The sequence below is a fragment of the Herbiconiux sp. 11R-BC genome, from assembly GCF_049472555.1.
Taxonomy (GTDB): domain Bacteria; phylum Actinomycetota; class Actinomycetes; order Actinomycetales; family Microbacteriaceae; genus Herbiconiux.
The window spans coordinates 621,123-632,748 of sequence record NZ_JBCEBO010000002.1 but is presented as its reverse complement, the minus strand read 5'-3'; the positions used below and the strand labels follow the sequence as shown (position 1 = coordinate 632,748).

12 protein-coding genes are annotated in these 11,626 nt (G+C 70.1%); 6 read left to right on the top strand and 6 right to left on the bottom strand.

Going from position 1 to position 11,626, the window contains the following annotated elements; translation table 11 throughout:
- The first annotated feature begins 9 nt into the window (after positions 1-9).
- On the top strand, positions 10-507 hold the full coding sequence (locus VD659_RS07980) for a hypothetical protein (RefSeq protein ID WP_423260700.1): 498 nt from the start codon (positions 10-12) through the stop codon (positions 505-507).
- Positions 426-773: a Fic family protein gene (locus tag VD659_RS07975; protein ID WP_423260695.1), complete on the top strand. Its 348-nt coding sequence runs from the start codon at positions 426-428 to the stop codon at positions 771-773. Before VD659_RS07980 ends, VD659_RS07975 begins: the two co-directional genes overlap by 82 nt.
- Before the next feature lie 11 nt (positions 774-784).
- On the opposite strand, the gene VD659_RS07970 is transcribed toward VD659_RS07975, so the two are convergent.
- The 4 genes from VD659_RS07970 to VD659_RS07955 form a co-directional block, all read right to left on the bottom strand.
- Positions 785-1,606: a hypothetical protein gene (locus VD659_RS07970; protein WP_423260582.1), complete on the bottom strand. Its 822-nt coding sequence runs from the start codon at positions 1,604-1,606 to the stop codon at positions 785-787.
- A gap of 85 nt (positions 1,607-1,691) precedes the next feature.
- The gene (locus VD659_RS07965; RefSeq protein ID WP_423260581.1) at positions 1,692-2,942 is read right to left on the bottom strand and encodes a type II toxin-antitoxin system HipA family toxin; all 1,251 of its coding nucleotides are present in this window, start codon (positions 2,940-2,942) and stop codon (positions 1,692-1,694) included.
- Positions 2,939-3,238 carry a helix-turn-helix domain-containing protein gene (locus VD659_RS07960; protein WP_423260580.1) on the bottom strand — a complete coding sequence of 100 codons (300 nt, stop codon included), beginning with the start codon at positions 3,236-3,238 and terminating at the stop codon, positions 2,939-2,941. Before VD659_RS07960 ends, VD659_RS07965 begins: the two co-directional genes overlap by 4 nt.
- An 80-nt stretch (positions 3,239-3,318) precedes the next feature.
- A complete protein-coding gene (locus tag VD659_RS07955) occupies positions 3,319-4,137 on the bottom strand; it encodes a hypothetical protein (RefSeq protein ID WP_423260579.1) in 819 nt (272 codons plus the stop codon).
- Between the two features lie 159 nt (positions 4,138-4,296).
- Here VD659_RS07955 and VD659_RS07950 point away from each other — a divergent pair, with 159 nt between their 5' ends.
- Positions 4,297-5,094, top strand: a complete 798-nt coding sequence (locus VD659_RS07950; protein WP_423260578.1) for an HAD-IIA family hydrolase — start codon at positions 4,297-4,299, stop codon at positions 5,092-5,094.
- Here VD659_RS07950 and VD659_RS07945 read toward each other — a convergent pair.
- On the bottom strand, positions 5,091-5,249 hold the full coding sequence (locus VD659_RS07945) for a hypothetical protein (RefSeq protein ID WP_423260577.1): 159 nt from the start codon (positions 5,247-5,249) through the stop codon (positions 5,091-5,093). The genes VD659_RS07950 and VD659_RS07945 overlap by 4 nt on opposite strands.
- A gap of 262 nt (positions 5,250-5,511) precedes the next feature.
- Between VD659_RS07945 and VD659_RS07940 the strand changes: the two genes are divergently transcribed.
- Together VD659_RS07940 and VD659_RS07935 are read left to right on the top strand one after the other, a co-directional pair.
- A complete protein-coding gene (locus VD659_RS07940; RefSeq protein WP_423260576.1) occupies positions 5,512-6,798 on the top strand; it encodes an LCP family protein in 1,287 nt (428 codons plus the stop codon).
- A 139-nt stretch (positions 6,799-6,937) separates the two neighbouring features.
- The gene (locus VD659_RS07935; protein ID WP_423260575.1) at positions 6,938-7,354 is read left to right on the top strand and encodes a DUF4190 domain-containing protein; all 417 of its coding nucleotides are present in this window, start codon (positions 6,938-6,940) and stop codon (positions 7,352-7,354) included.
- Positions 7,355-7,396: 42 nt separating this feature from the next.
- Here VD659_RS07935 and VD659_RS07930 read toward each other — a convergent pair whose 3' ends face one another.
- Positions 7,397-9,679: a cell wall-binding repeat-containing protein gene (locus VD659_RS07930; protein ID WP_423260574.1), complete on the bottom strand. Its 2,283-nt coding sequence runs from the start codon at positions 9,677-9,679 to the stop codon at positions 7,397-7,399.
- Positions 9,680-9,765: 86 nt separating this feature from the next.
- Between VD659_RS07930 and VD659_RS07925 the strand changes: the two genes are divergently transcribed.
- Positions 9,766-11,487 (top strand): hypothetical protein, encoded by a 1,722-nt coding sequence (locus tag VD659_RS07925; protein WP_423260573.1) that lies wholly within the window; start codon positions 9,766-9,768, stop codon positions 11,485-11,487.
- The last annotated feature ends 139 nt before the right edge of the window (positions 11,488-11,626 follow it).

Sequence of the window (11,626 nt, the reverse complement as noted above, 5' to 3'; positions counted from 1 at the left end):
AAAGTCGTCTTGACCAAAACCGATCGTGCCGTTTTCGCGGCGAACCTTCAGCCCGCTTGCGGTCATCATCGTGTGATAACGGGTCCGTTGTCACACCTTATGCATGTCGGGCACACGCTCATCAGGCTGGAGTCAGTCGCCTCCTCGAAGATCGAGCACCTCGACGCGAGCGTGGCCGACTATGCCCGCGCGATCGCCGGCAGCCGGGCGAAACAGTCGGCCACCGCGATGGTGGCCGCATCCGTGGCCATTCACGACATGATCGACCGGGTCGAGCGGGACACGCGCCTCACGCGCGAGATGCTCCTCACCGCACACACAGCGCTTCTCGGCGACGACCCCCACGAGGCCGCGTTCGCCGGGCGCGTGCGCACCATGCAGAACTGGATCGGCGGCAGCGACTACTCCCCCGCGACGCGCTCTACATCCCGCCCCCGCCGGAGACCGTCGACGACTATCTCGACGACCTGCTCGCCTTCGCCAACCGCGACGACCTGCCGCCGCTGACGCAGGCGGCGATCGTGCATGCGCAGTTCGAATCGATCCATCCCTTCACCGATGGAAACGGCCGCATCGGGCGAGCGCTCATCCACGCCGTTCTGCGGCGTCGCGACGCTGGTGGATGCCGGCGTCCTCACCCCGCTCGACGAGCGCAAGCGCGACCGCGCCTTCGTAGCCACCGAGGTCATGGGCGAGCTGGAGAACATCGAGCGACTCGTGCGGCAACTCGCGTCACTCGAGGGATAGACCGGCCATTGGCAGCTGAGCGGTGACTTCGGCACGATCAACAGGGCGGGGGATCGGGTGTGCAGACTTCTTCGCCCGTCAGGCCACTCGTGAAACACCTCGGCAGCGGAAGGCACATCGGCGGGAAGACATGTGCCGATGGGGCTCCTGACGAGCCCGAGCTGCTGGAGCCTGACGACCCGGCGGCCTGGCGGGCCGCCTCGGCGGCCGCAGCCGCTGCCGCTGCCGCTGCGGCAGCGAGGGCCGCGGCCTGCGCGTCCTGCGTCGCGCGCACCTTCGCCACGAGTTCCAGCGTCTGGCGCGGGGTGTCGTCGGTGGCGGAGGCCTGCGCCTGCTGGGCCACGATCGCGGTGTAGAGCTCATCGCGCATGGCCTGGTCGGCATCCGGCGTCTCGGAGTTCACCACCCGCACCGCGGTCTCGACCACGCCGAGCCGCACCGCGTGCACCGCCGTGATCAGCGACGCGATGTCGGCCGAGATCGAGGCCGAGGTCACCGGCGGTGTCGCCTGGCTCGCCGCCGGGCCACCGGCCGCGGAGAGCTGCGCGGTCTGCACGTCGGCCTCGAGCTTCTGCGTGGCCATGTCGAGGGCCGTGCGCGCGTCGACGCCGGCGAAGCCCTCCGAGCCGGCCACGAGCAGGTGCCCGGCCTGCACGAGAGGCTCGGCCAGCGGGTGGATCGCCACGACCTCCTCGATCGGCACGGGCGACGACGACACGGGAGCAGCGGATGCGCTGGCCGGCCTCGCAGCGACCGTCGCGGCCCCGCCACCCGGCCCCGCGCATCCGCTCACCAGCAGCCCGAGCACACACATCGCCGCGCTCAGCTCGGTGAGCCGCGCCACCGTGGTCCTCGTCATCGATCCCCCATCCTGCAGCCCCGCCCCCGCGGCGCCGTTCCCGCACTCTACCGGCATGCGCGAGCGGGAGACCGCCGAGCGCGCATTACCCCGGGGCTGACGCGACCAGAGCGCCCGTCGCCGCCTCCAGCGTCGGCGCAAATCGCGCGAGCTCCCCCTCGGGCACCGAGTTCCGAACTGCTGCGCCGCGATAGGCGCGGGCCGCGTCCGCAACCTCCTGCGCGATCGCCCGTGCTCGTCGAGCTGTGAGTCCGAAGGTGGGCGCGTACGAGAACAGGCCCGTGACATCGGTCTTGAGATCGCTGGAACCTCCGATGCTCGTGACCCGGGAGGCCGAAAGCGTCGGGTTCGGGTTCACGTCGAAGGCCGGGGAGAGCACCCACCCGGAAGACCGGCGCAGGAAGCCGTGATTCCTCAGGTGGTCGTCGGTGTTGTGGATGGCGATCGAGAACGCGATCCGACGCCAGAGCTGCTCGAGGTCTGCAGCCACCGACGCTCCATCGGCGGCGAGCGCCTCCGCGATCTCCACGTAGTCGCGCGCCTCTCCGTCGCTGCTCTGAACGAGCGTCATCGCGCTGATGTATCCGACCCGCTCGGCGCCTTCGCGATCGAAGCGGTCCAGTAGCAGCACGGGCTTCCCATCCACATGCACCAGTTCGGTTCGAGGCACGTCGATTCCGGCATCGGCTGCGAGGTCGAGCGCCGTCTTCTCCCAGGCGATGACCGACCATTCGTCATCCGGATGCGCGAACTTGGCGATGAGCAGACGGTGACCGTCTTTCACCGATGCCTTGGGTCGCGCGCCGCCGAGCGACCCCGTCCCTGCGTCGAGCAGAAGCTTGACGGCCGACATTTCCTCCGGGTCGTCGGCCACCACCTTCTCCGCCGCCCGCATCAGCTGCGGGAGGGCGATGAGCTTGGGTACGTCGTGTTCGGCGCGCAGGAATTCGCCGTTCTGCTCACGCGCGAAGCGCAATGCACCCTGGCGGGTTTCATCGCTGACTCCGAGCAGGTAGTCGACCTCGGTGACAGCCGGCGCGGTGCGCCCGTCGGCGGCGGCTTCCGCTCGGAGACGCTTGGAGATGAGATTCCGCCCCCACCGATCGGGCGCCGCGTCGCTGAACGCGCCGGGGAGCCCCTGTCTCGGAAGACCCTGCGTCGCGGTGCCGCCGGAAAGTGGCAGAGCCGGATCGAGCGCGTACGCGGATGGCCGCGCGAGATAGTCGCGCTCGTAGGCGAATGAAGCAGTCAGCACCGAGCGCCGAGCCGTCGTATAAGCAGTGCCGACCCGCGCGGTGCCGTCACCCTCTGAGAGGAACGTGAAGATCGCGGTCATCGGCGGACCCGCTGCGGCAGCACCTCGTCGGCACGCGCCCGCCCTAGATCGGTCTCGTAGGGATCGGTGGCTTTGGCGATCTGGTCGAGCAGACCCAATGACGACGCGACGGAGAGAAAGCCCTCCAAGGACACTCCCGGGTCACCCTGCTCGATCTTGCGCAAGGTGCCACGCGACATTCCGGCGCGCTCCGCGAGCTGCTCGGCCGTGAGCCCCTGCAATTTGCGCCATGCGGTGAGGTTCTCGCCGATGGTCTTCGCGCGCAGGGCTACGCGGGCAGGTGTCGGGCGCGCCACGCTCTCTCCTAACGATCGCTATACCGACCATAAAAGCATTTTATGCGCCTTATTGCAATCATTAAGGATGAACCGTGGAGTCAGCAGTCCGGGGCCGGGTCAGGCCCCCCGATGTACTTGATTTCGCCCGTGAACGGATCGGTGTAAGGCTTCGGGCTCGGGTGGAAGCACAGCGGGAAATAGATTGGGCCCGAGCCCGAGCTGCTGGAGCCTGACGACGCGGCGGCCTGGCGGGCCGCCTCGGCGGCCGCAGCCGCTGCCGCTGCGGCAGCGAGGGCCGCGGCCTGCGCGTCCCGCGTCGCGCGCACCTTCGCCACGAGCTCGAGCGTCTGGCGCGGGGTGTCGTCGGTAGCGGAGGCCTGCGCCTGCTGCGCGACGATCGCGGTGAAGAGCTCGTCGCGCACGGCCTGATCGGCATCCGGGGTCTCGGAGTTCACCACCCGCACCGCCGTCTCCACCACGCCGAGCCGCACCGCGTGCACGGCCGTGAGCAACGACGCGATGTCGGCCGAGATCGACGCCGAGGTCACCGGCGGCGACGCCTGGCTCGCCGCCGGCCCACCGGCGGCCGAGAGCTGCGCGGTCTGCACGTCGGCCTCGAGCTTCTGCGTCGCCATGTCCAGCGCTGTGCGCTGGTCGACGCCCGCGAATCCCTCCGAGCCGGCCACGAGCAGATGCCCCGCCTGCACGAGAGGCTCGGCCAGCGGGTCGATCTGCACGAACTCCTCGATCGGCACGGGCGACGAGGTGGGCGAGTCGGATGCTCCGGATGCCCCGCCCGGGTCGGCGGCGACGGTCGCGGCGCTGCCGCCCGGCCCCGCGCATCCGCTCACCAGCAGGGCCACGGCGCACAGCAGCGCCCCCGCGGCAGACAGGCGCACAGCAGCGGACTTCGGCATCGTTCCCCCTCTTCCGCACAGCCCCCGCCGCGCGATCCCTGCACTCTACTGGGCGCAGCGCACTCCCACAGACCGTTCATCGGAGCCTCATCGCCCGCCCCCAGCCGCGCCCAGGTCGCGCCTGTACGCTGGAGGAACGTGGAAGAAGGAGTAGTCCCCATGCCCGGTCGCGACGAGATCGAATGCTGGCTCACCGACATGGACGGTGTGCTCGTTCACGAGAACCACCCCATCCCCGGCGCCGCCGAGCTGCTGCAGCAGTGGCGCGACCAGGGCAAGCCCTACCTCGTGCTCACGAACAACTCCATCTTCACGCCGCGCGATCTCAGCGCCCGGCTGCGCGCATCCGGCCTCGAGGTGCCCGAGGAGTTCATCTGGACGAGCGCGCTCGCCACCGCCACCTTCCTCAAAGACCAGATGCCCGGCGGCAGCGCCTTCGTCATCGGCGAGGCCGGCATCACGACGGCACTTCACGAGGCCGGCTTCATCATGACCGAGACCGCCCCCGACTACGTGGTGGTGGGCGAGACCCGCAACTACTCCTTCGAGGCCATCACGAAGGCCATCCGGCTCATCAACGACGGCTCGCGGTTCATCGTCACCAATCCGGATGCGACGGGGCCGAGCGCCGAGGGTCCGATGCCCGCCACGGGCGCCATCGCCGCCCTCATCACGAAGGCCACCGGCAAAGACCCCTACATCGTGGGCAAGCCCAACCCGATGATGTTCCGCTCGGCGATGAACCGCATCGGCGCTCACTCGGAGAACACCGGCATGATCGGCGACCGCATGGACACGGATGTCGTGGCCGGCATCGAGGCAGGCCTGCACACCATCCTCGTGATGACGGGCATCAGCGATCAGGCCGAGATCGACAAGTACCCGTTCCGCCCGTCGGAGATCTTGAACTCGGTGGCCGACCTCCTCGTGACCGAGCCGATCGAGAGCGAGCTCTAGCGCCCCGCGCGCCACTCCCGCCGGGCGTCGTCACCGAGGGTGCGACGGCGGCCGTAGCCATCGCGCACCGTCTGGATGAGGGTCGCGACGACGGCGACGAGCGCGAGGGCGGTGAGCAGCCCGAAGAAGGCGATGAGGGCGAACGTGGTGACCATGGCAGTAACGCTAGGGAACAAGCGAAGCTGCCACGAGTAGCCGGAATGACGCTGTTCGACGACTTCCTGCCATTCGCCTCGTCGCGCCGATCAACGAAGCCCCCGAGGTGTCGTGGCCGCGGACGGCATCGAATTCCTCCGGACACTCCGGCGCGCCACCCTGGGAAATCGCCCGGTGCGTTGATAATTCCGTCGGCTAGGATCGACCGTCGAGCGGGAATCATACCGCTGTGACGCCCTTTCCCCACACGAAGGACTGCATTTGGACGAGATCGCCGGACGCCCGCGGCAGCAGAGCAGCGGGCCCATCCGCCACGGTCGGCTCCACACGCCGTCGCCGGTCGGAGCGGTCTTCAAGGGCCTCGCCATCGTGGTGGCCGTCGCCCTCGTGAGCGTCGGCACCGTGGCGGCCTACGCGGTCACGAGCGTCACCTCGAACTTCAGCGCCAACGCCGTCGACATCAGCGGCGGCACCGGCGCACCGGCCGCTCCCCCGCTGCTCGGCCCCTTCGAGGGCGGCTTCAACCTCATGGTGGTCGGCACCGACAACGACCCGAACCAGGGAACGAGCTTCGGCGAGCGCGATGCCACGCTCAACGACGTGAACATCCTTCTGCACGTCTCGGCCGACCACCAGAACGCGGTCGTTGTGAGCTTCCCGCGCGACCTCGTGATCGCGCATCCCGAGTGCACCGACCCGAACACGGGCACCACGTACGACGCCATGAGTGCCCAACCGCTCAACACCGCCTGGGGGCGCGGTGGTCTCGCCTGTGTCACGGCGACCATCTCCAACCTCACCGGCCTCAACATCCAGTACGCCGCCGCCACCTCGTTCAACGGCGTGATCGAGATGACCAACGCCGTGGGCGGCGTTCCGGTGTGTCTCGTCGAACCGATCTCCGACCCGGACTCGGGCCTCGACCTCCCCGCCGGAACGAGCGTGATCGAGGGCCAGATGGCGCTCGCCTTCCTCCGCAACCGGCACGGTGTGGGCGACGGCAGCGACCTCTCGCGCATCGCCTCGCAGCAGCAGTACCTCTCCTCACTCATCCGCACCATGAAGAGCGCGAACACCCTCACCGACATCTCCAAGCTCTACGGCCTCGCGCAGGCGGCGTCGCAGAACATCGTCCCCTCGAAATCGCTCGCGAGCCCGGATGCGATGGTGTCGCTCGCCCTCACGCTCAAAGACGTGAACCTCAACAACATCGTGTTCGTGCAGTACCCCTCGGCCGCGTGGAGCGTCGACCCGAACAAGGTCGCGCCCGTGCAGAGCACCGCCGACGCCCTGTTCGCCAGCATCCTCGCCGACCAGCCGTTCTCGCTGCCCGAGGACTCCACCGGAAACGGGTCGACGCTCGTCACCCCCGCGCCGACCGACCCGGCGGCCACTCCGACCGAGACGACGGCTCCCACCACCGATCCGAACGCCACGACTCCGGCCACCACGGCGCCGACGAGCGAGGCGACGGCCCCCGAGGTCATCTCCGGGCTCAAGGGCCAGACGGCGGAGCAGCAGACCTGCGCCAACGCGTTCTCCGGCTAGACGACGCCGGGGTGGCGCCGGGCCTCGCCACCCCGCTCCCCGCATCCCGCATCCCGCATCCCGAGATCGTCCCGCGGTACCACGCGGATGATGCCGGGGTGCGATTCGCGGCGCGCTCGTGATTCGTAGCGTTGAGGGCATGACAGACACCACCGCTCCCCTCACCGACAGCCCGGCCGACGCCGGCACCCCCACCGCGGCCACCAACGACACCGCCGTGTTCGGCCGGCCCACGGATGCGCACGCCTCCGCCTCGATGCCCGCCTACCCGGCCGCCCCTCAGCAGAGCTACGCGCCTTTTCCGCCCCAGCCCAAGACCAACACGCTCGGCATCATCACGCTCGTTCTCGGCGTGCTCGGCTTCGGCATCGTGCCGGTGGTCACCGGGCACATCGCCCTCAGCCAGATCAAGAACCGCGCCGAGGACGGCCGCGGGCTCACGCTGGCCGGCCTCATCCTCGGTTACGTCACCCTGGCCGGCTGGCTCGCCGTCGCCTTCTTCTGGATCGCGGCCGCCGGTCTCGCCGTCATCGCTTCGGTGACCGGCGCCCGCTGACCCGCGGCCGCACCGTTCGCGCCGCGCCGTTCACGGCGGGCGTCACCGCGCCGGGTAGACGTGCTTCTCGAGCTCGCGCTGAACCCCGTCGGAGACGCTGTTACGCCCGCCCAGGAGGACGATCCGCGTAGGCCTGATGCGGTCGAGCTCGGCCGCCACGGCGGGCGGCAGGCTGTCGGTGTTGACGAGGAGCATCGAGGACGCGGTCTGCACAGCCGCGGCCGAGCCCGCGAGGGCGTCTGGAAAGGTCGCCCCGGAAGCCACGTACACCGTGCTGCGCACATCGGGGTTCAGCTGTGCAGAGATGTTCGCCGAGACCTCGAAACGGTCCGCCCCGGCGATTCTCGTCACGTCCGGAACCAGCTTCTTCAAGTCCGTCACCACGGATTCCGAGACCGTGGCCGTGCCTCCGAGCACGTAGAGATGCCGCGACTTCAGCCGCTTCAACTCTGCAGTGATCGCGTCGGGTACGGCATCCTTGGTCACGAGCAGCACCGGCGCACCGCCCAAGCCCGCCGCCGCCGAGCCGGCCAGCGCATCCGGGAACACCGCGCCCGACGCGATGAAGGCAGTGCTCCCCGCCCTCGGAAAAGTGAAGAGCGAGGCGGAGATCGCTGCGGACAGCTGGAAGCGGTCGGGCGCGGAGACCCTCTGGACTGCCGGCGCGTACGCGCGCAGTGCCGCCTCGACGTCCGCACTGATGGTCACGGTCCCGCCGAGCACCACGATGCGCCCGGGTTTGAGCCTGGTCAACTCGGTCGCGGTGGCCGCGGGGACGGCCGTGTCTGTGACGAGAAGAACCGGAGCGGCGTAGAGGCCGGCCGCCGCGGATCCCGACAGTGCGTCGGGAAAGACCTTGCCCGACGCGATGTAGGCGGTCTCCACGTGGGGCGCGAATGTGGCCTTCGACACCGCCGCGGCCACCGCGAAGCGATCGGCCCCGTCGATGCGGTCCACTCGTGGCGCCTCGGCGAGCTCGTGCAGGTATACCTGCTCCGAGGCTCCCGTCGCGCCCGGAACGAGGTCGGTCGCGATCGATGTCAGGGCGATGGCCGAGCCGTCCCTCGACATCGCCGGCGCCGTCGAGTCGCCATTGCCGGGCGCGCCGGAGTCCGTGCGGCTCGCGACCACGAGGCGCCCGGATCCGACTCGGCGGACATAGCTCTGGCGATGCCCGTTTCCGCCACCGGGCACGAGATCCGTTGCGGCGCTCACGAACGCGATGTCTTCTCCGTGCAAGGAGATCACGGGCGAGTCGCAGTCGTGGTCGGCTCCCGCCGTGCCGGCATCGTTGTAACTGACCAGCCGGGTGGAGGCTGCCGAAGTGAGGCTGCGCAGGAAGACCTGACGATGCCCCCCGGTGGGATCGCCGACGAGGTTGGTCGCAGCGCTCACGAAGGCGACGGATCCCCCGTCATTCGAGATCGCCGGCTCCGCTGCGCCGGCGTCAGCACTCGCGGTGCTGGACGAATTCACGCTTGCGAGCGCGATGCCGAGGTCCTGGCCCTTCGACACCCAGACCTGGGCGGCGCCCGGCACTCCGGGCGCCGTTGGGCTCAGCCACGCCTTCGAGACGAACGCGATCGCCTGCCCGCCGCCCGAGATCGACGGCGACGTCGCATCGCTGGAGGAGCCGTTGCCCGCGGCGGCCGTCTCGTCCACGCTGACCAGACGGGTGGCGTTCAGTGCGATGTCGCGGGCGTAGACCTGGGCGGAACTATGGTTGTCGTCACCGGTCAGATTCGTGGCAGCGGTGGAGAAAGCGACCGTCGAGCCGTCGCCGGAGATCACCGGAGAGTTGACGGTGCTGTTCGCCCGGACGGGCGGGTCGTCGTTGCTGAGGCTCACCGTGCGCGTCAGGCCGGTCGCGCGGTCCCACAGCATGGCCTGGGGTATGGCGCTCGAACTCAGGTTGTGCGCGCTCGACACGTAGACGATCCTGTTCCCGTCGGCGGAGATCGAGGGATGCATCGAATCCCCGTCACCGGCGACGCCGCCCGGCGTCGCACTCACGAGCTGCGTCGACCCCGTCTGGGTGTCGCGCACGTAGACCTGCCATCCGTCGGTGGCGATCGCCGTCAGATTGCCCGCCGCCGACTCGAACGCCACGTAACGGCCATCGGCCGAGACGCTCGGAGCGCGGGAAGCGCGGCTGCCCTCGACGAAGGGAGGCGTGTTGGAGACGCTGACGAGCTGAGTTGCGAGCGGCGCCGTCGCAGCGGCCGCAGCCGCGACCGTGGCACCGGCTGCTCCGGTCGCCGGCGAAGAACACAACAGCGCCGCGACGACAGCGAGACCGACCCGGGCGAGAGTAGAGCTGGACATTCCCGGAGTCTATCTCATAAATTGAGGCGTCCTCATATTCATCTTCTTCGGCCCCTCACGCCGTCTCGCAGACAAGAGCCCTCGCCATGCCGCTCATCATCAAGCATTCCTTGCGCATCCAGCTCGACTCGTTCGGAGGCTACCGGCCGGAGGGCTGGTGCCCGCGGGTCGGCTTCACCCTGCTCGGGCCCGTCCCCGCCGGCGCGGTACTCGAATGGACAGTGACCCGCCCCGACGGCGCCGTGTGGTTCTCCGGCACGGCCCGGCTGCGCGAGGCGGCGGCCGATGAGCGGATCGCGGCCGAACTCCGGCACGGCGAAGACGGATGCGACGAAGCCGGCACGTTCGGGCTGCGCATCCGGCTCGTCTCGGCGCTCGACGGGGTCGACGAGCTGCTGCACGACGGCTCCTTCACGGTGACGGCCCGAGGCGGCGAACACCTCTACGCCGTCGACAACTCCTGGCTGGGCGGGCTCGGGCTCGTGAGCCTCGACACGGCAGGGCTGGCGGATGCCCCCCGCCTGCGCGCCACCGCCTTCCTGCCCGGCGACGCTCAGGCCTACCAGCTCGAGGCGCACTGCTTCTTCCGCGGGGTGCGGTTGCCCGAACCGGCCTCGGTGGCCACCGGATGGGCGGGGCCAGGGAACGACGGTGAACCCACCCTGCGCGAGGTGCTGGCCGAGTTCGACGCGGTGCGGGGCTGGAACAACGACCGCGCCTCCGGCTGGGGCAGCGGCTGGCACCTGCTCGATGAGAACGACGGGCCCTACGAGGTCGTGTTCCTGCGCGACAGCACGGTGGTGCGCCGGGTGCCCTTCGAGGTGACGGACGGACGGATCGTGGCGACCGGTCCGATCGAGCCCGGCACGTCCGGCGGCCCGGTGCTGGTCGTCGAGGCGCACGATGCGGCCGGCCCCGCCGGCTCGAGCGGGGCGGCACCTGCCCGTGGCCCGGCGGGCTCGGGTGGGTCCGCCGGCACCGAAGCGCTAGCCGGCACCGACGGTCGTGCACCGGCCATCCGCACAACCGACAGGCGTGTCCCGGACGGGGAGGCACCGGATTCCGCTGCGTACTACGGCGACCCCGTCACGGCGGCCGCGCGGGCGGGGATCGACGAGGTGTACGCCGATCGGGCGCCCGTCGCGGCCGAGGCGTCCGGCGCCGCTGCCGCGGCCGATGCCACCGACGACCCGGCCGTTCGCGCATTCGTCGATCGCGCCGAACGGCTGCTCCAGACCTGGGAGCACGACATGACGACGACCGCTCCCCCGTTCGGTTTCGCCCAGACCCTCGCGGCCGACGCGGTGCTACGCGAGAACGACGACTACCTCCCGCTCGCCGCGGCGGTCGCCTCCGTGCCCGACTCCGCGAGCACCACCATCGCCGGCGTGCCCGTCACGATCGGCGAACTGCGCTCTCGCGTGGAGAGCCTCTTCGCCGCAGCACGATCGCGCCTCGAGGCCACCGCCACGGCGGAGGAGGATGCCCTCGCCCCCTACCGCGCGGCCCTCGCGGGCGACAAGCTCCGCATCTTCGAGGAGCATCCCGCCGGTACGTTCGAGTACCTCACCACCGGCCGGGCCGTCATCGATACCCCCGAGCAGCTCGCCGGCGCCGAGTACTGGTACTTCGAGGGCGCGAACGACGTCTCGGGCACGGTCAGCGCCGATGGCGTCCAGGCCCGCGTCACCGCAGCGGGCTGGCGCGTGGTGGGCTGGCAGTTCGACGCCGACGGCACCACCGTCGACCACTGGGAGGTGCAGGGCACCGGCACGAGCGCGCCCCTGTCGGCCTTCCGCCGCGAATAGCCGGCGCATCGGCCCTACCGGGCGATCACTCCGTCGAGCCCCGTCCGATCGAGTGGCCGACCACAACCACCCGGCGGCCGGGGCCCCCTGCCCCTGCGCCCACGCGAGCCGGGCCGCGCATCCCGAGGCCGCGACTCTT